General features: G+C 34.4%; 20 protein-coding genes and 1 tRNA gene. 20 read left to right on the top strand and 1 reads right to left on the bottom strand.

All coding sequences use genetic code 11. The features are described from left to right. The first annotated feature begins 321 nt into the window (after positions 1 to 321). The 12 genes from H8718_RS10150 (at position 322) to trxA (ending at position 10736) form a co-directional block, all read left to right on the top strand. Positions 322 to 522, top strand: coding sequence for a heavy-metal-associated domain-containing protein (locus tag H8718_RS10150; protein WP_249332790.1), 201 nt, complete (start codon positions 322 to 324; stop codon positions 520 to 522). A 110-nt stretch (positions 523 to 632) separates the two neighbouring features. Beyond that, entirely contained in the window at positions 633 to 1397 is a 765-nt protein-coding gene (locus tag H8718_RS10145) for a TatD family hydrolase (protein ID WP_177671711.1), read from the top strand. 585 nt (positions 1398 to 1982) lie between these two features. Beyond that, on the top strand, positions 1983 to 3005 hold the full coding sequence (locus H8718_RS10140) for a 3D domain-containing protein (RefSeq protein ID WP_249332789.1): 1023 nt from the start codon (positions 1983 to 1985) through the stop codon (positions 3003 to 3005). Positions 3006 to 3127: 122 nt separating this feature from the next. After that, positions 3128 to 4012 carry a 16S rRNA (adenine(1518)-N(6)/adenine(1519)-N(6))-dimethyltransferase RsmA gene (gene rsmA, locus H8718_RS10135; RefSeq protein ID WP_249332788.1) on the top strand — a complete coding sequence of 295 codons (885 nt, stop codon included), beginning with the start codon at positions 3128 to 3130 and terminating at the stop codon, positions 4010 to 4012. A gap of 285 nt (positions 4013 to 4297) precedes the next feature. Continuing rightward, positions 4298 to 5326, top strand: coding sequence for a 3-deoxy-7-phosphoheptulonate synthase (gene aroF / locus H8718_RS10130; protein WP_177671714.1), 1029 nt, complete (start codon positions 4298 to 4300; stop codon positions 5324 to 5326). Position 5327: 1 nt separating this feature from the next. After that, the gene (pheA, locus tag H8718_RS10125; RefSeq protein ID WP_249332787.1) at positions 5328 to 6278 is read left to right on the top strand and encodes a prephenate dehydratase; all 951 of its coding nucleotides are present in this window, start codon (positions 5328 to 5330) and stop codon (positions 6276 to 6278) included. Between the two features lie 25 nt (positions 6279 to 6303). Then, positions 6304 to 6687, top strand: coding sequence for a RidA family protein (locus H8718_RS10120; RefSeq protein WP_177671716.1), 384 nt, complete (start codon positions 6304 to 6306; stop codon positions 6685 to 6687). 136 nt (positions 6688 to 6823) lie between these two features. After that, on the top strand, positions 6824 to 8527 hold the full coding sequence (locus H8718_RS10115) for a DUF7922 domain-containing protein (protein WP_249332786.1): 1704 nt from the start codon (positions 6824 to 6826) through the stop codon (positions 8525 to 8527). Positions 8528 to 8718: 191 nt separating this feature from the next. Further along, entirely contained in the window at positions 8719 to 9396 is a 678-nt protein-coding gene (gene deoC, locus H8718_RS10110) for a deoxyribose-phosphate aldolase (protein ID WP_249332785.1), read from the top strand. A gap of 23 nt (positions 9397 to 9419) precedes the next feature. Continuing rightward, the gene (gene trmB, locus H8718_RS10105) at positions 9420 to 10064 is read left to right on the top strand and encodes a tRNA (guanosine(46)-N7)-methyltransferase TrmB (protein ID WP_249332784.1); all 645 of its coding nucleotides are present in this window, start codon (positions 9420 to 9422) and stop codon (positions 10062 to 10064) included. A gap of 54 nt (positions 10065 to 10118) precedes the next feature. After that, positions 10119 to 10340: a hypothetical protein gene (locus H8718_RS10100; protein WP_249332783.1), complete on the top strand. Its 222-nt coding sequence runs from the start codon at positions 10119 to 10121 to the stop codon at positions 10338 to 10340. 78 nt (positions 10341 to 10418) lie between these two features. Next, positions 10419 to 10736: a thioredoxin gene (gene trxA, locus H8718_RS10095; RefSeq protein ID WP_249332782.1), complete on the top strand. Its 318-nt coding sequence runs from the start codon at positions 10419 to 10421 to the stop codon at positions 10734 to 10736. A gap of 62 nt (positions 10737 to 10798) precedes the next feature. Here the strand turns inward: trxA and H8718_RS10090 are convergent, their stop codons facing one another. Beyond that, the gene (locus tag H8718_RS10090) at positions 10799 to 12040 is read right to left on the bottom strand and encodes an AI-2E family transporter (RefSeq protein WP_249332781.1); all 1242 of its coding nucleotides are present in this window, start codon (positions 12038 to 12040) and stop codon (positions 10799 to 10801) included. Between the two features lie 193 nt (positions 12041 to 12233). On the opposite strand from H8718_RS10090, the gene H8718_RS10085 reads away from it, so the two are divergent. From H8718_RS10085 to H8718_RS10050, 8 genes are all read left to right on the top strand, one after another. After that, positions 12234 to 12318, top strand: a tRNA-Leu gene (locus H8718_RS10085). Between the two features lie 583 nt (positions 12319 to 12901). Next, complete coding sequence (gene ytvI / locus H8718_RS10080; protein ID WP_249332780.1) at positions 12902 to 14023, top strand: sporulation integral membrane protein YtvI; 1122 nt, start codon at positions 12902 to 12904, stop codon at positions 14021 to 14023. 10 nt (positions 14024 to 14033) lie between these two features. Then, a complete protein-coding gene (locus H8718_RS10075; protein WP_249332779.1) occupies positions 14034 to 14876 on the top strand; it encodes a fumarate hydratase in 843 nt (280 codons plus the stop codon). Positions 14877 to 14890: 14 nt separating this feature from the next. After that, positions 14891 to 15427 (top strand): Fe-S-containing hydro-lyase, encoded by a 537-nt coding sequence (locus tag H8718_RS10070; protein ID WP_177671725.1) that lies wholly within the window; start codon positions 14891 to 14893, stop codon positions 15425 to 15427. 28 nt (positions 15428 to 15455) lie between these two features. Beyond that, a complete protein-coding gene (locus H8718_RS10065; RefSeq protein WP_249332778.1) occupies positions 15456 to 16421 on the top strand; it encodes an ABC transporter substrate-binding protein in 966 nt (321 codons plus the stop codon). Continuing rightward, complete coding sequence (locus tag H8718_RS10060) at positions 16396 to 17154, top strand: ABC transporter permease (protein WP_249332777.1); 759 nt, start codon at positions 16396 to 16398, stop codon at positions 17152 to 17154. Before H8718_RS10065 ends, H8718_RS10060 begins: the two co-directional genes overlap by 26 nt. Continuing rightward, entirely contained in the window at positions 17151 to 17768 is a 618-nt protein-coding gene (locus tag H8718_RS10055; protein ID WP_249332776.1) for an ATP-binding cassette domain-containing protein, read from the top strand. Before H8718_RS10060 ends, H8718_RS10055 begins: the two co-directional genes overlap by 4 nt. A 76-nt stretch (positions 17769 to 17844) precedes the next feature. Then, positions 17845 to 18798 carry a carbohydrate kinase family protein gene (locus tag H8718_RS10050; protein ID WP_249332775.1) on the top strand — a complete coding sequence of 318 codons (954 nt, stop codon included), beginning with the start codon at positions 17845 to 17847 and terminating at the stop codon, positions 18796 to 18798. Position 18799 lies beyond the last annotated feature (1 nt).

The following is an 18799-nucleotide window of genomic DNA, read 5'->3' as shown; positions in this document are numbered from 1 at the left end:
GAAAGAGTCTAACAGCTTTAGCAAGCGCAGGTGTAGGCATTGCTATAGATTCTGAAAATATTGTACTTATGCATAGTGACCTTATGGATGTACCGTGAGCTATAGATTTAAGTAAGAAAATAATTAGGAATATTAAACAAAATTTATTCTAAACATTTGGGTATAATACGCTAGGGGTTCCTGTAACTATGGGCGTACTGCACATATTTGGAAGTCTTTTTTTGAACCCGATGTTTGCAGTAACAGCTATGAGTTTAAGTTCAGTTTCTGTAATGCTTAATGCATTAAATAAATAATCAAATATATAAGGAGGTATAAAGAGTGAAAGTTAATATTGATGGAATGAGTTGTGCACATTGTGTAGGACATATTGAGGAAGCGTTAGAAGGTTTAAGTGGTGTGACTAATATTGAGGTGAAGTTAGATGAAAAAGCTGCTTATGTAGAAGGAACGGTTTCTGATGAGTCTGTAAGAGTGGCTATTGAAGAAGCAGGTTATAATGTACTAAGTATTGAAGATTAGAAAACGGGCTACCATTATGGATAGCCTTTTATTTATAGAAGTGGTTTATTTTTGAGAGAATGTTGCTATAATACAAATTAGTGAGAATGAAACATTAAAAGGAGATTACTATGTATTTTGATTCACATGCACATTATAATGATGAACGTTTTGATGAAGATAGAGACGCACTTTTAAAAGATATACATGAAAAAGGTGTGGGTTATATTATAAATGTAGGGGCAGATATGCCTTCTTCTAGAGAAAGCATTGTATTAGCAGAAGAGTATCCATTTATCTATGCTGTAGTAGGAGTTCATCCTCATGAAGTAGATGAAATGACTCTAACGGACCTTGAAGAGTTAGAAGAAATGACTATGCATCCTAAAGTTGTAGGTATTGGAGAGATTGGTCTTGATTTTTACTATAATCATTCTACAGAAGAAAATCAGCTTAAATGGTTTAAAATGCAATTAGAATTAGCTAAGAAGTTAGACCTGCCAGTAAGTATACATAGCAGAGATGCTTGTCAGCTGACTTTTGATACCATTGTAGCAAGTGGAGTTAAAGAAGGTGTAATCCATTGCTTTTCAGGCAGCCATGAATTAGCTAAAGAATATGTAAAACGTGGATTTTACATTGGAATAGGTGGATCTCTTACTTTTAAAAATGCTAGAAAAGCAGTAGAAGTAGTAGAACATATTCCATTAGATAAAATTTTAATTGAAACAGACTGCCCTTATTTGACACCAGTTCCTCATAGAGGTAAACGTAATGATTCTTCCTACTTATCTTATGTCATTCAAAAAATAGCAGAAATTAAAGGTATTACAGAGGAAGAAGTAGCTAAAGTAACAATGGAAAATACAAAGAGGCTATTTAGAATAGAAAAATAGTCAGGCTGTAGAATATAGATAATATCAAGGATGGAGACAAAAGAGTCTCCATTTTTTTATGGGTAAAAATTAAGAGGAAGATAAAATTAAAAAAGTTAAAGAAAGTATAGTATAACTAAACTTAGTGTATATTTATATAAAGATGCAAAAATAGATAACAGGTGTATTAATTGTATAATTTTGGTAAATAATTTGGTTAGAGAGCTAAATTTTTAAATTTTAGTAATAGATTTTAAAAACGTGCATATAAATGTTATTAAGTAAATGTTACAAAGTTGTTAAATTGGAAAAAAGGAAAAAATTTTAAACTCTGACTAGAACCATTGAAAAATAAAGCATCCAGGGAAATGGAAAATGGCAAAAAACGTGCTGGTTAAGAGCAAGTATTACAAAAAGCTTGATTTAAAAGCCAATTTATATTACAATTTATATTGTAGCTTGTAAAAAATGAGCTATATTTTATTTCCAGTAAAGCGCCGATTAGCACGATTGAAGAAATGAGAGGGTGAAACCTTACTGCTTTGATAAATAAAAATAATACTAAACTTTAATATCAAAGTAGCAACCGAATTCAAGGAGGTAATCATGAAAAATCGAAGTAGGATAGCTTTATTGATTGTAGCGCTGTTTATGCTTGGAACAGGCACAATCACAGCGTATCAATCCCTATCGAAAACAGTTGCTATTGTAGAAGATGGGAAAGTAACACAATATGAGACATTAAACAATACTGTAGAAGATATATTAAAAGCACAAGAAATTGTATTAGGTGAAAAAGATGTGGTAGAACCTAGCCTAGACACAACAATAGAGGATGGTATGAAAATTGTTGTTGAGAGATGGAGACCTACAGTAAATGTAGACGTAAATGGTACTACAAGCACATTAAAGACAACAGCCTTAACAGTTGGTGAATTAATTGAGGATAGACATATTAAAATTGATGAACATAGTACTATAACACCAGCGTTAGATACACCTGTTGAAGATGGCCTTAATGTAGAAGTAAAGACAAGAGAAGTTTCAATTGAAATCGTTCAAGAAGAAATTCCTTTTGAAGTGAAAGTAGAAGAAACAGCAAATCTTGCACCGGGTGAACAAAAAGTCATCACAGAAGGCGTAAACGGCCTTGCAGAAAAAACAGTTGAAATCGTGCGTTTTGGTGGTGAAGTACAATCTGAAACCATCAAACAAGAAATTACTTTAACAGAGCCACAAACAAAAGTGGTTAAAGAAGGCAAAAAGAACGTTATTAAAGACTCTGCTACTGGAAAAACTTATGAGTATACAAAAGCACTTACTTTAGAAGCGACAGCTTATACAGACATTGATGGCGATAAATGGGCTGGTATTACAGCAAGTGGAAGACCTACATTTGTAGGAATGGTTGCTGTAGACCCTAAGGTTATCCCTCTTGGAACGATTCTATATGTAGAAGACTATGGCATCGCAATAGCAGGTGACACAGGCGGAGCGATTAAGGGTCATGATATTGACTTATTTATGAATACACGTAGTGAAGCAAGAAGCTTTGGAAGACGTGATAAGCAAGTTTATGTCTTAAAAGACCAGAATATTGACGTTCAGGCGGAACGTAAAAACTATTAAAATTAAATAATGGATATAATAAGGATGAGCGAAGGTTCATCCTTTTTTTCGCTTTAAAAAGACTAGGCTATGCAGAACTTTAAAATATATGATATGATAGAAAAAATAAAGGAGGAAGTATTATGACCCGAATAGCAACACCAGAAGGTACTAAGGCTGTACTTAATAGATATCCTTTTGTGTTTCAAAAGAAGTTTGGTCAGAACTTTTTAATTGATCCACACGTTTTAGATAAAATCATAAATGCTGCTGAAATTACTAAAGAGGATTGTGTAATTGAAATTGGACCTGGGATTGGGAGTGTAACACAAGCTTTAATTGATAATGCAGGTAAAGTTATTTCGATTGAAATTGATGATCAGCTTATCCCTATCCTTACAGAACAGTTTGGGGGATGTGAGAACTTTAGATTAATCCATAAGGATGTCTTAAAAGTAGACCTTCATAAACTTATTGCAGAAGAATCTCCAAATAGACGTATTAAGGTAGTAGCAAACTTACCTTATTACATTACAACTCCAATTATTATGATGCTCCTTGAACATAACTTACCAATTGAAAGTATTACAGTTATGGTTCAAAAAGAAGTAGCAGATCGTATGGCATCAGGTCCAGGAAGTAAACAATATGGTGCTATTACAGTGGCTATGAAATATTATTGTGATACTTATCTTGTAGCCAATGTACCACAAAATTGCTTTATGCCAAGACCAAATGTAGATTCAGCAGTTATTAAACTTACACTTCATCAAGAATCTATTGTAGACATCAATGATGAAGAACAACTACTTAAAATTATAAAAGCAGCGTTTTCGCAAAGACGTAAAACTCTTCTTAACACCCTTGCTTCAAATGGTAATTTAGGTCTTAGCAAAGAAGAAATTAAAAATATTTTAGATGAAAGTGGGATAGGTGCGAGCACTAGAGGAGAAACACTTTCATTAGATGATTACGCAATGCTCTCGAATTATATAGACAATTATAGAAAAAACTTAATTGACAAATAAAAAACAAGAGCATATAATAAACCTTAATTTAAATTAATGGAGGAAAAGAAATGAATTGTATAGCAATGTTTATTACAGCAAAATTTTATACATTCTTTTTTAGCTGGGGCTACTTTTATTTTAGCGCTGGTACTTTTTGCTGTGAAAAAAATAAACGTTCGCTATATACTGTATTAGGGTGATATCATTTCATATCCCGTTTCCTTAGATTATTCTAAGCTCTATGCATATAGCGTGCATGGAGCTTTTTTTATATATAAAATTAAACTAAAAGGGGCAATTCAGATGATTATTGTATTAAAAAGAGGCGTTAGGCAAAAAGATGTAACCAACTTAATAAGTGAACTTGTAGACAGTTATGAGGTACAGATTCATCCTATAGAGGGTAGTGAATGTACAGTTTTGGGTTTGGTTGGAGACACATCTAAGATTACACTAGAGGACATAGGTACAGATGAGCGTATTCATAAGGTAATGCGTGTAAAAGAACCTTTCAAAAAAGCAAATCGTGCATTCCATCCTGAAAATAGCATTATTAGAGTAGGTGAGAGTAGTATTGGTGGGGATGAATTTGCTATTATTGCAGGTCCTTGTTCGGTAGAAAGTGAAGATCAGATTACAGAAATAGCTAAGAGTGTACAAAGTGTAGGAGCAACTTTCCTTAGAGGTGGTGCTTATAAACCACGTACTTCTCCTTATGCATTCCAAGGTCTTGAAGAAGATGGTTTAGAGCTCCTTAAAAAAGCAAGAGCAGTTACAGGGCTTCCAATTGTAACAGAGATCATGTACCCTGAAACAATTGAAAAATTTGTGAAGGATGTAGATGTTATCCAAGTAGGAGCAAGAAACATGCAAAACTTTGCACTCCTTAAAGAGCTTGGTAAAACAGATAAACCAATCTTATTAAAGAGGGGGCTTTCTGCTACGATTGAAGAATGGTTAATGGCAGCTGAATACATTATGGCAGGGGGGAATGAAAATGTTATTCTCTGTGAAAGAGGGATTCGTACATTTGAAACTTATACAAGAAATACTTTAGACTTATCAGCAGTTCAAGCTGTAAAGAAAATGAGTCACCTTCCAGTTATTGTTGACCCAAGTCATGCAACTGGTCTTAATTATATGATTGAGCCAATGTGTATGGCAGCTATTGCAGCCGGAGCAGATGGTGTTATCATTGAAGTGCATAATAACCCGGCGAAAGCTTTATGTGATGGGCCACAATCTATCACACCAGATCGCTTTGCTAAAGCTGTAGATAAAATGAGAAAATATGTGGAGATAGAAGGTCGTACAATTAGAAGGGGACAATAATATGGAAGATGTAAATTATAAGGGGATAAAAAAACAGCTAGAAATATCTATAGAGAAACTTTATATAGACGACTTAGGTCTATTAGCAGGAATCGAAAAGGGACTAAATACGCAGAAGGTAGAAAAGCCTAAAGTAGGTTATCAAGGAGTAAGGGGATCTTTTAGTGAGGAAGCTGCTGAAAGTTATTTCAAGGAAAGTGAAGCATCATATAGCAGATATGACGAATTTGAAGATGTAATGGAGGCGCTTACAAAGGGAGACATAGATTATGGTGTATTGCCTATAGAAAATTCCTATACAGGAGAGGTAATAGATGTTTATGATCTTATTAGGAAGTATAACCTCTATATTATAGGTGAAGAGATAGTAAAGGTGACGCATCATCTAGTAGGGATAGAAGGTTCTACTCTAGATGATATTGGGGAAGTTTATACCCACCCACAGGCCCTAGGGCAGTGTCAAAAGTACCTAAAAAACCATCCAAAAATTATGCAGATTCCTTATGCTAACACAGCTATGGCAGCGAAGTATATAAGTGAACTTAATGATGTTTCTAAGGCGGCTATTTGTAGCCAGCGTGCGGCTAAACTTTATAATTTACACATTTTACAAGAAGAAATTAACACGAAATCTAATAATTTTACTAGATTCATTATTTTATCAAAAACCATGCAAATCACTCCTGAATGTGATAAAGTAAGTATAGTATTTACTACTAAACATACAAGTGGGGCGCTTTATAATATTTTGTCCCATTTTGCTTATAACGGACTCAACTTGCTTAAAATACAATCAAGGCCACTTAGAGAGAAGTCGTGGCATTACTTCTTCTTTGTAGACTTAGAAGGGCATCTTGAAGATGCAAACATGCTTATTGCACTTGGAAAAGTTAGCAAAGAAAGCGAGTATTTCAGCATATTGGGTAGTTACAAGCAGTATGCTAAATTATAGAAATCAATTTAGGAGGTAACTTTAAATGACTAAAAAAATCGTATCAACAGATAAAGCACCAAAAGCAATCGGACCATACTCACAAGCTGTAGTAGTAGGTGAAATGGTGTATACATCAGGTCAAATTGGCTTAAATCCAGAAACAATGGAAATGAGAGAAACACTTGAAGAGCAAGCTCATCAGGTATGTAAAAACCTTATGGCTGTATTAGAAGCAGCAGATTCATCTATTAATAATGTTATTAAAACAACAGTATTTTTAGATGACATCAATGATTTCGTAGCAGTAAATGAAATCTATGCACAGTACTTTACAGAACCTTTCCCAGCAAGAAGTGCTGTAGAAGTAGGCAAACTTCCTAAAAATGCGAAAGTAGAAATTGAAGTTATTGCACATACAAACAACTAATTAAAATGCATGTCCTAAAAGGTAGTATTAAAACACCTTTTAGGACATTTTTTTGTTCTAGGCAAAAAAATGTTCTAAGTATGTATTTTTATTCATATATATAGTATTAAGTTTGGACAAGAAAAGAGGGAGTACTATGTATTTGAATACTTTAATTTGTTTGGAGGAAAATGTAACAGGATACGGCAAGAATGGGGCGAGAGCAACAGGACATATTACTATTACATCACCTGGTATTGTAAAATGTTATGTTCAGAACCTACGCCAATTACCAAAAGAATACACAGTATACTTAATTAGTAAAGACCAAAATAAGGCAGTGCGCCTTGGATGCATTAATGTTTGTGATGGAAATAAGCAAGTAACTTGGAAAGTGGATTTAAACAATATTAAAGGAACAGGTTTAAAGGGGAAAGATATTGATAGTGCGGCAGTAATCGTAGAAGGTGATTCTATAGGGAATACCGATACAATACTTATAGGCTATACACAAGGAAAATACTTAATTACAAGTATGCTTGAAAGTGCATTGCCTAAAAAATCAGCACCAGCAACTAGTGAAACTGAAAAATGTGCACCCATACCTAAACCTATGCCAAAAGTAGAACATAAGAAAGAAGTTAAAGTAGAACCAAAGGTGGAGCCTAAGGAAGAAATTAAAGTAGAACCAAAGGTAGAGTATAAGAAAGAAATTAAAGTAGAACCAAAGGTGGAGCCTAAGGAAGAAATTAAAGTAGAACCAAAAGTAGAGCCTATAACAGAGATTGTTATGCCAGAAGGTGGACCAGGACCTGTGATTATGCCAGAACCAGAAGATGGACCAGGACCTGTAATTATACCAGAGCCAGAAGGTGGACCAGGACCTGTGATTATACCAGAACCAGAAGGTGGACCAGGGCCTGTGATTATACCAGAGCCAGAAGGTGGACTAGGACCTGCAATTATGCCAGAACCAGATCCCGTTATTATCCCACCCAAAAAGGAATGTAAATGTTATGTAATTACACCTATGAAGGATGAAGAGGGACCAGGACCTGTGACTATGCCTGAGCCAGAAAAATGCGAACCAAAACCTGCATGTGAAGCGAAACAAAAAGAAAAAGAGTGCCATGTGATGACGCCTATGAAAGAAGAGAGTAAGCCAGAATCTACTGTTACTTCTGATGAATGTGAGTGCAAAACTTATGTGCCAATTTCTGAAGATGGGGATGTAACAGAAATTGAGATTTTAAGGGGCTTACAAGAGGCATTTGCACGTGCAGCTAATAAAGAAGATCTGGCAAAAAAAGTAGAAAGTATTATTAATGAAAGTGTGAGTCCTATATATGTAGCACCTCAAATGAGACCTACTAATAATAGAGTAGATAAAGAAGAAGAAGAGTACCTTAGCCAGATAGAAAGTGTTCTTAAAAATATCCAAAATAATATAGGGGAAGAATTAAAGGAAAAAAAAACTCCATTAGAAAATGAAACAAGTGCGTATAAATGTGATATTGCGCGAGTAAGAGATATTTTTAATGATTCTTCGCCTATAGAGCCTTTTGAAGAAAAAGATTCGCATATAGAGTGGGTAAGAATTTCTATGGCAGAACTGATTTCTATGCCACAGTTTTCATATGAGTGGTGTACAAATCCTGTCATTACTTATTGCTACCATAAGTTTGGTTTCCTTATATTAGGTAGAGATAAAGATATTGAGCAATACTATATAGGCATTCCGGATATGTATGATACAAAGAGGAATTTTATCCTTTCTATAGATAAAATAGAAGCTTTCAGAGGGCGAACAGGGGATAATTTAAAACCTGGAGATTATGGCTATTGGATTGTAAGAATTTAGGTGGAAAGGAGGAGAGAGGAATACTCCTCCTTTTTGATTAAATAAAAATAAATTATAAAAAGATAGCGTAAAACTATAAAATACAAGGATAGAAAAAGGCTATAAATAATGGTATAATCTACAAGAAGATTTTTTCATAGAAAAAATATAAATATCTTATACTAAATAAAAAGAATAGGTGAGGTGGCATAATGAATTTAGCAGGCTATATTGATCATACAATTTTAAAACCAGAAGCAAAAAAAGAAGATGTACTTAGATTGTGTGAAGAAGCAAAACAATATCATTTTGCATCGGTATGTGTTAATGCATATTATACAAAATTAGTTGCAGATGCTCTTTCTGGTACAGATGTTAAAACATGTGTAGTAGTAGGCTTCCCATTAGGTGCAACTTTTAGCGAGATTAAAGCTAGAGAAACAGAAATTGCTATCCAAAATGGTGCACAAGAAGTAGATATGGTAATCAACATTGGTGCACTTAAAGATGGAGACTATGATATTGTAGAACAAGATATTAAAGCTGTAGTAGATGCTGCTAACGATAAAGCAATCGTTAAAGTAATTATCGAAACATGCCTTCTTACAGATGAAGAAAAAGTTAAAGCTTGTGAGCTTTCTGTAAAAGCTGGCGCAGACTTTGTAAAAACTTCAACAGGTTTTAGCACAGGTGGTGCTACAGCAGCTGACGTAGCACTTATGAGAAAAACAGTTGGAGACAAAGCTTTAGTTAAAGCATCAGGTGGTGTAAGAGATTTCAAAGGTGCAAAAGAAATGGTAGAAGCCGGTGCTGATAGAATTGGTGCTAGCTCTAGTATCAAAATTGTTATGCATCAAGATGAAGAAGCAGCTCCAGGTAGTATGTACTAAAAGAAAGCCAGGAGGGGATAAATATGCGTCTTAGAAGAGACCCAAGAGCAACTGAATACTTAGCACAAGATGAAAGAGTTGTTCAAGAGCCAACTGCTTATAAAGGCAAATGGCACACACTTTTTGGTAATGATAATCCAATCCATGTAGAATTTGGATGTGGAAAAGGGGGATTCATTACTGAACTTGCAAGAAGGAATCCAGATATTAACTATGTAGCAGCAGAAAGAGCTGAAACAGTTGTTTATAAAGCTTGTAAAAAAGCAAATCGTGAGGAAACGCCAGACAACTTAGTGTTTGTATTTGAAGATATGGCAAAGTGCTTAGATATATTTGAAGCAGGAGAAATTGATAGATTATATCTTAACTTCTCTGATCCGTGGCCTAAGAAAAGACATGCTAAAAAGCGTCTTACTTATAGAGACTTCCTTAAAAAATATGCCATTATTTTAGGTGAACAAGGTGAAATTCACTTTAAAACAGATAATAAAGGTTTATTTGCATCTTCTATAGAAGAGTTTTCACTTGAAGGTTGGTTAATGAAAAATGTAACTCTTGATCTTCATAATAGTGATATGGAGGATAATATCATGACAGAGTATGAGAAAAAATTCTCTGAAATGGGCTTTACAATTAATAGATTAGAGGCAGTGCCTCCTAAAAAATAATATCTACATTATAAACCTCATATACTGTAATGAATGGGTAAATGAGGTGGTAGGATGCGCTTTTTTGAAGAACTTCAATATAAAGCAAGAACCTTACTCTATGAAAAAGATAGGCAGCGGGCTATTAAAAAGCAAAAGCAGACATATAAGAGGCCGGATAAAGGACATAGCTTTAAGGAAAACAGTAAAGTCAAAGATCTCATGGATTCTTTAGATGAAATGGATGCCTATCTAGAAGAAAAAGTAGATGAATGGAATTTTAAAATTAAGAAATAATAATAAAGAAAACATTGCAAAATCAAAAACGCTATATTATGATATTTAAATATAGTCCCTACAGAGGAGGAATTAAAAATGTCATTTAAGTTTACAGATGCAAACTTCCAAGAGGAAGCATTAGAATCAAACATTCCTGTTATCGTAGATTTCTACGCAGATTGGTGTGGACCATGTAAAATGATGGCTCCAATTATTGACCAATTAGCTACAGAATACGAAGGAAAAGTTAAAATTGGTAAAGTAAATACTGATGAAAATCGTGCTATTGCTTCTAAATACAATATCATGAGTATTCCTACTATCATCTTCATCAAAGACGGTGAGGTAGTAGAAACAACAGTAGGTGCACTTCCAAAACAAGTATTAGAGCAAAAAATTGCAACTTTATTTTAAATATGAATGAGAAAGGCATCCTTTAACGAGGATGCCTTTTTTGTGTAATAAATTAAAAATGATTATTCCCCGGGATTATTGAAATGAGGTGGTGTGTGAGGAACGATTTCATCTGGAGAAAGCTTTGGTAGGTCGATACGCTTGGTGTTTAGGCGTTTATCAATCCATCTGTTTGTAATGGAGAGAATAACAGCTAATATTGGTGAAGCGAAGAACATACCTAATGGACCTGCTATAGCACCACCTACTGTGATAGCTGAGATAATCCAAAATGGTGTAATTCCGATAGATTCTCCTAATATTTTTGGTCCAAGATATAGGCCATCAAATTGTTGAAGGAGGAAGATGAAAATTGCTACACCGATAGCGGCCGGGATACCTTCAAATAGTGTTAAAATGACAGCTGGTACTGCTCCAATAAATGGTCCAAAATATGGGATCATATTAAAGAGACCCACGATAAAGGAGAGCAGTAGCGCATACGGATTTTTCATGATAGAAAGAACAATGAAACAAATGATTCCTATAATTAAAGAATCTAATGACTTACCTACAAAGAATCTAATAATAGTCGTATGTGACTCTGATGCGATACTAATAATTTTATTCGCTGTATTTTGTCTAAATAGTGCATAGATTAAACGTTTTGAACCGTTTGTGAATGTTTCTTTTTGCATAACAGCATAAGAAGCAATCATAATACCGATGATAAGGTTAAGAATAGTTCCGGTAAGATTCATAGTTCCTGAAATAACATGATCAAAGGCCTTAGAAAGTGAGGCGAAATCAACAAGATGGCTTACTTTACTTGGATTAATAATTTCGTTAACGAACTGCGTTACATCAGGGTAAGAAATATTTTGGTTAATTGTGTGTTGGAGCTGTGCAATTATATCTTTAAGTTCATCTAGATATGTTGGTAAGTTATTAAAGAGGACTTTAATATTATCTAAAATTTGAGGTACAAGGAAACGAATTGTTAAAAAAAGTGTACCAAATATACAGATATAAACAATGATAATAGATAAAAGACGAAGTCTCTTAAAATCTTTAAATGTAGTCGAATGTGTCCACTTAATTAGGTAGCGCTCAAAGAAGGCTACTGCAGGGTTAAGTAAGTAGGCAATGAGTAGGCCGTACAGAATAGGGGTAAATATAGCAATAATAGATTTAATATAAGCATACACATGTGGGATAATATTATCTGTATTAGAAGAAATACGATAAACTAAAATGGCAGCTACAATGACAAAAAGGGTATAAAGGGCAATTTTAACATAATAAGTGTCCCATATTTTCTTCAATGGTATTAACCTCCTAAAACAAGTTAACTTTATTTTATCATATATAATTAAAGAATAATAATTAAATTTCCCTTAAAAAAGCTTAATTTTATATAAGAAATAGAGATAAATATTTTTAAAAATAAAATTGAAATAAGTAGTTGACAAACGTCCTATTCTTAGATATAATTAATCATGTCTTCAAAAGGAATACGCGATTGTGGCGGAATTGGCATACGCGCTAGACTAAGGATCTAGTGCCTGTAACGGGCTTGGGGGTTCGAGTCCCCCCAATCGCATACTTAAGGTCTTACAGCAGTTGAGCTGTAAGACCTTTTTTGTATCGGTATGTGATTGAATATTTATAAAATAAAATAAATATATTTGTTAAAAATTATACTAGCTTACAAGAAGTGTAAGCTGTATAATATAGTCAGAAAGAAGACTTTTAAGTCGGTAAATAGAGAAAAATATTCAATAAAACGGTTTCGTTAACAATTAGTTTACAAATAGGTCGAATTATGTTCAAAAATGGCTGTTATTATATAAAACGAACGGACAAGTAATATAAAATATTACTTCGGGAGTAATTTTTTGTTGCTTTTATTCCCCTAAACCCTTGATTAGATAAATGTAAAGATTCCGTATTTGCATCATTTCTAAACTCCCCTAAACATATAATTACACATAAAAGTAACAAAGTTATATCCCGTAAATAGCAAACCCTTACAAAACTCTATTTTAAGGCACCATATTTCCCCAATATGGTGTCTCTTTTTTTATACTCATAAATAGTTAGATTTTTCTAAGTAGCTTGACAGTGAGAGATGCAAGTTATAGCATAAAGTTATAGTGTTATTTAAATAAGGAAGCAGGTGTTGCTTGTTGTTATTAGAGCGCATAGAAAAATGGTATGACCGAGTCGGTAAGAAGCTCATGAAAGCTATTTATATTTTACTTGGAGTGGTTGGAGTATATTTTTTCTTTAAATATATTTTTGAACTAGTTCTTCCCTTTATTATTGCTTGGATCTTAGCAAGTTTATTAAATCCAGTTGTAACATTTTTATCGAAACACTTTAAAATTCCTCGGGGAATTGGAACTTTGGTTTCTATGGTAACAGTACTAAGTGCTGTTTTTGGGATGATTGCTTTCCTTGTTAAGCAGCTATGGGATCAAATTGTAGGTTTTACCATAGCATTTCCGAACTATAAATTAGAAATGATGCTTGTACTAGATGATATTCAAGTTCAATTCCAAGGCATTATGGATAAGTTACCTTTGCCTGAGGCATTCCAATCTCTTGATGATGTAATCAATACAGTTTTAAATAATATCGGTGGTTTCTTAACTGGCCTGGTGGAAGGGACTTATAATGTAGTCATTAAAGTACCTAATGGATTATTTTTTGTTATTGTAGTGCTGATTGCAGTCTTTTTTATGACAAAAGATTATAGGATGATAGGACAATTTGTAAAAGCGCAGATTCCAGAGAAAGTAGTCAGTAAAGCTATTCTAATGAAGGATGGGCTTAAGGCGGCGTTAGGAGGATATGTAAAGACACAGCTTATTCTTATGTGTTTTACCTTTACTATCTGCCTTGTGGGATTATTTGTGTTGCAAAGACAGTATGCACTTCTTGTAGCTATAGGGATTGCTCTTTTTGATGCCTTGCCTATGTTTGGAAGTGGAGCTGTACTTATTCCTTGGGCTATTTTTCATTTGGTTTCAGGGAATATCGTTGTAGCTGTAGGATTATTAGCTATATATGGACTGATTGTGGTTGTAAGGCAGGTACTAGAACCTAAAGTGCTCTCAAGTCAGATAGGAGTATATGCTTTAGTAACACTTATGTCCATGTATATAGGATTTAAGTTAATTGGTGTGATTGGACTTATACTAGGTCCTGTTACAGTGGTGATGTTAAAGACACTTCAAGCTATTGGGCTGATTTCACCATTCAAAAAAGTAGAAGATTTTTATAATAAAGAAGAGATTAAGTAAGGAGGACAACATGAAGACAATACATGTAAACCAGATTGTAGAGATAGTTAGACAGATGTGTATAGATGCCAATTGTAACTTACCAAACGATATGCTAAAGGCTTTAGAACATAGTAGAACTGTAGAGGGGAATGCATTAGGGAAAGAAATTCTTAATGATATTTGTGAGAATGCATACCTTGCAAAGGATGAACAAATTCCAATTTGTCAAGATACAGGTACAGCTGTTGTGTTTGTAAGCTTAGGACAAGATGTTCGTATTGAAGGTGGCCTTTTGACAGATGCTATTAATGAAGGGGTAAGGCAAGGGTATAAAGATGGATACCTTAGAAAATCTATAGTAGAAAATCCTCTTTATCGTAAAAATACAGGAGATAATACACCTGCTGTTATTCATTATGATTTAGTAGAAGGAGATTCTCTAGAGATTACGCTTGCACCTAAAGGGGGCGGCAGTGAGAATATGAGTAAAGTTTACATGCTCACACCGTCACAGGGGATTCAAGGTGTAGAAAATGCTGTAATTGAAGCCGTTAAAATTGCAGGGCCTAATGCTTGTCTACCTATGGTAGTAGGGATTGGAATAGGTGGTAACTTTGAAAAGTGTACAGAGCTTGCAAAGAGGGCTCTTGTAAGAGAAGTAGGTTCGTCTAATGAAGATATACGTATGAAAGAGTTAGAGCATTCATTGCTTAAAAAAATCAATGAGTTAGGTATAGGACCACAAGGGTTAGGCGGAGATATTTCAGCTCTTGCGGTACATATTGAAACTTATCCATGTCACATTGCATCTATGCCGCTTGCGATTAATATTGGGTGCCATGTAAATAGACATATAAGTGCTTGTTTATAAGGGGGGAATAAAGGATGACGAAACATATTCATTTACCAATAACTCAGCAAGAAGCTAGGAATCTAAGGGCAGGAGAGCGTATTTTGCTTACTGGAACTATGTATACAGCAAGGGATGCAGCACATAAACGTTTACTAGAAGAAGCAAAAGAGGGTAAAGCTTTACCTGTGGATTTAAAACATATAGCTATTTACTATGCAGGCCCTGCACCTGCAAAACCTGGACAAGTTATAGGAAGTTGCGGTCCTACAACAAGTGGGCGTATGGATGCCTATGCGCCATGGATGATGCAACAAGGACAAACTGTTATGATAGGTAAAGGGCTTCGTAATGCTAATGTTATAGAAGCTATGAAAACTTATGGAAGTGTTTATTTAACCGCGATAGGTGGAGCTGGTGCTCTTTTATCCAAGTGTGTAACACAAATGGAATGTGTAGCATATGAGGAATTTGGTGCTGAAGCCATTTATAAATTAGAAGTAAAAGATTTTCCGGCAATTGTAACAATCGACAGCGAGGGACATAATTTATACATCAGAGAAGAAGCTTAAATTAATCATAAGATAAGGGGATAAGATGATGAAAAAAGCTAAAAAAATATTTGCTGTACTAAGTTTGATGAGTGCTGTGTTACTTGGAGGATGTGCGACTAAACCAGTAGAACCGCTAGAAGTAGCGGCTTTAAATGGGCCAACAGGAATTGGGATGGTTCAAATGCTTGAGGAGATGGAAGGTGCAGAAAATCCTAAATATAATATTGCACTTTATCAAAGTCCTGATGAAATCGTAGGTAAGGTTGTGAGTGGTGAATTAGATATTGCATGTGTACCTTCTAATTTAGGGGCTGTTTTATATAACAAGACAGAAGGTGGCATTAAACTTTTAGGTATGAATACATTAGGTGTTTTGTATATAGTCGAAAATGGACAAACTGTACAAAATATAGAGGATTTAAAGGGGAAAACAATTCTTTCAAGTGGTAAAGATAGTACGCCAGAATTTGTATTAAACTACATTTTAAATGAAGCAGGCCTAGTACCTGGTGAAGATGTAACAGTGGAGTTTATGGGTAATCACTCTGATATTGCTTCAAAGCTTATGGCGGAAGAAGGTACTATTGCTCTATTACCTCAGCCATTTGTAACAACAGTGCTTGCTAAGAATGAAAATATCCGCATGGCAATCGATGTTAATGAAGCTTGGAATAACCTTAATCAAATGGATTTGCCAATGGGGATTATCATTGCAAATGCTAATGTTGTCAAAGATAATGCCAAAGGAATAGAAGCTTTCCTTAAAGATTATGAGGCTTCTGTAAAATTTATAGATGAAAATTTAGAGGATGCAGCAGCGCTTGTAGAGAAATTTGGTATTGTGCCCAATGCAGCTCTTGCAAAAGTAGCTATTCCAAAGTGTAATATTGTTTATAGAGATAGCAGTGCTTCTAAAGATTCTTTAAATAAATTCTATGAAATTTTAGAGCAGGCTAATCCAAAAGCTGTAGGAGGCAAGTTGCCAGATGAAGCTTTCTACACACTGCAATAAAAAAATAATAACGAAATGCTGGGTCATTTTCTTTTGGATTATGACCTGGCAAGTTGTACATTACATAGTAGGGAAGGACATTTTAGTGCCTTCCTTTTATGCTACTATGGGGAAGGTTTTTGAGCTTTTGGGGCAAGCAAACTTTTATTATGATATAGGTATGACCTTTTATAGAGTTTTTATGGGAGTAGTGATCTCTTTTGTTTTAGGAAGTTTGAGTGCACTGATGGCTTATTTTTTACCTATTATAAAGGAACTTTTTACACCTTTTGTAACTACTTTGAAAAGTACGCCTGTAATGGCAGTAATTATATTGGCACTTTTATGGTTTACCAAAAATAATGTCCCTATCTTTGTTTGCTTTTTAATGTGTTACCCTGTTGTTTATACAAGTATTTTAAAGGGTCTTCAAGAGGTGAATAAAGATCTACTTGAAATGGCATATATCTTTAAGGTAAAGCAAAGATATATTTTAAAAGACCTTTACCTGCCGCAAGTTAGGCCTTATATAGAGTCTGCCTTGGGTATGATTATAGGTTTGTCTTGGAAGGTAGTCATCGCTGCAGAAGTATTAGCAGTACCCAAGTATTCTATGGGATATAATCTTTTGAGTGCTAAGTCTTATTTGGAGACAGAAACTTTATTTGCTTGGGTGGTTATCATTGTAATACTAAGTAGTTTGTGCGAGATGCTAGTAGCAAAACTTATAGGAAGGGGAGGGAATAAAATATGATAGAAATTAAAAATCTCTCCAAAATATATAAAGATGAATTTTTGTATAGAAACTTTAATTGTGCTTTTGAAGAAAATAAGGTGAATGTCATTCTTGGTAGTTCTGGGAGTGGTAAAACTACTTTGTTTCGCATGATGCTGGGGCTAGAAAAATATGAAGCAGGTCAAATTTTAGGGTTTAATCATAAAAAAATAGCTGTAGTATTTCAAGAAGATCGTCTTGTGGAATGGATGAATGTATATGACAATGTTGCTTTTGTTTTAAAATCATCTGTAGAAAAGCAAGAAATGGATAAGCTAATTAATAAAGCATTGGAACTTGTGGAATTAATAGATTATGTGAATTATTCTGTTAAAGATTTAAGTGGTGGGATGCAAAGGCGTGTGGTATTAGCTCGAGCTATTGTATGTAGGGATAGTATTCTTTTTATGGATGAGCCTTTTAAAGGATTAGATGATGAACTTAGATTGCGCATTATAACAAGGCTTAAGGTACATTGGAGGGAGAATAGGACAACGGTATTTCTTATTACGCATAGCCAACAAGAGGGGATGTTATTAGGTGATATTATCTACAAGCTTGCCGAAAAGCCTGTAAAATTTTACAAAATTTAAATATTATACAGATGAATGAAATCTCTTTAAGAGTATGATAAAATAGCATAATCATAAAGAAAAGGAAGACGAAAAAATGACTCGATTAAATGAACCTTATATACTTGTATTTGGGATGTCCATTTGTGATATTTTTGGATTCACCCATTCAAACTATAGAGCTTACGACTCCAATCCTGGCTCAGTAAAGATGTCTTATGGTGGAGTGTGCCGAAATATTGCTGAAAATATGGCTAGAGTAGGTGTAAATACAAAATTTATTTCTGTTCTAGGTGATGACGAAAGAGGCAAAGGCCTTAGAGAACATGCGAATAAACAAAATTTTGATATGAGTGATTCATTAATTGTAGAGGGTGCATCTACACCAACTTATATCGCGATTTTAGATGATAATGGTGAGATGGTTTCGGCTGTGGTAGATATTAGTATTGCGGATCTATTCACAGAGGAATTTGTAGATTCTAAAGCGGAGCTTATTAAAAATGCAGAGTATGTTATCTTAGATGCGGATAATCCAAAAATTGCAGAGTACATTGTAAAGAATTTTGCGCAGTATACTAATATTATTTTAGACCCTGTATCTGCTGCAAAAGCGGAAACAGTAAAACACCTTATTCCACATCTTCATACATTTAAGCCAAATCGTTATGAGGCAGAAATCTTATGTGGCTTCCCGCTTGATAATGAAGAATCTATAAGAGAAGCAGGAAGATACTTTATTGCACAAGGGCTTAAAAAGGTTTTTATTAGCCTTGATAGTGATGGGATTTATTATTTTGATGGTGAAAAAGAAGGTACTGTTAGAGTAATTAATCCAAAGGTTGTTAATGTAACAGGTGCTGGAGATGCCTTTGTTGCAGGAATTGGTTATGGATATATGAATGGCAAGAGTATGAAAGATACTGTTAAATTTGCTAATACTATGTCTGTCTTAACCATTGCACATGAAGAAACAATTGCCCCGGAAATGAGTGAGGAAGCTGTACTTCATCATAGAGAGCAGCTTGTATGGGTAGAAAAAAGCTATTAGA

This window comes from Zhenhengia yiwuensis (assembly GCF_014384995.1).
GTDB classification, from domain to species: Bacteria; Bacillota; Clostridia; order Lachnospirales; family Cellulosilyticaceae; genus Zhenhengia; species Zhenhengia yiwuensis.
This window is presented reverse-complemented; position numbering and strand designations above follow the sequence as displayed.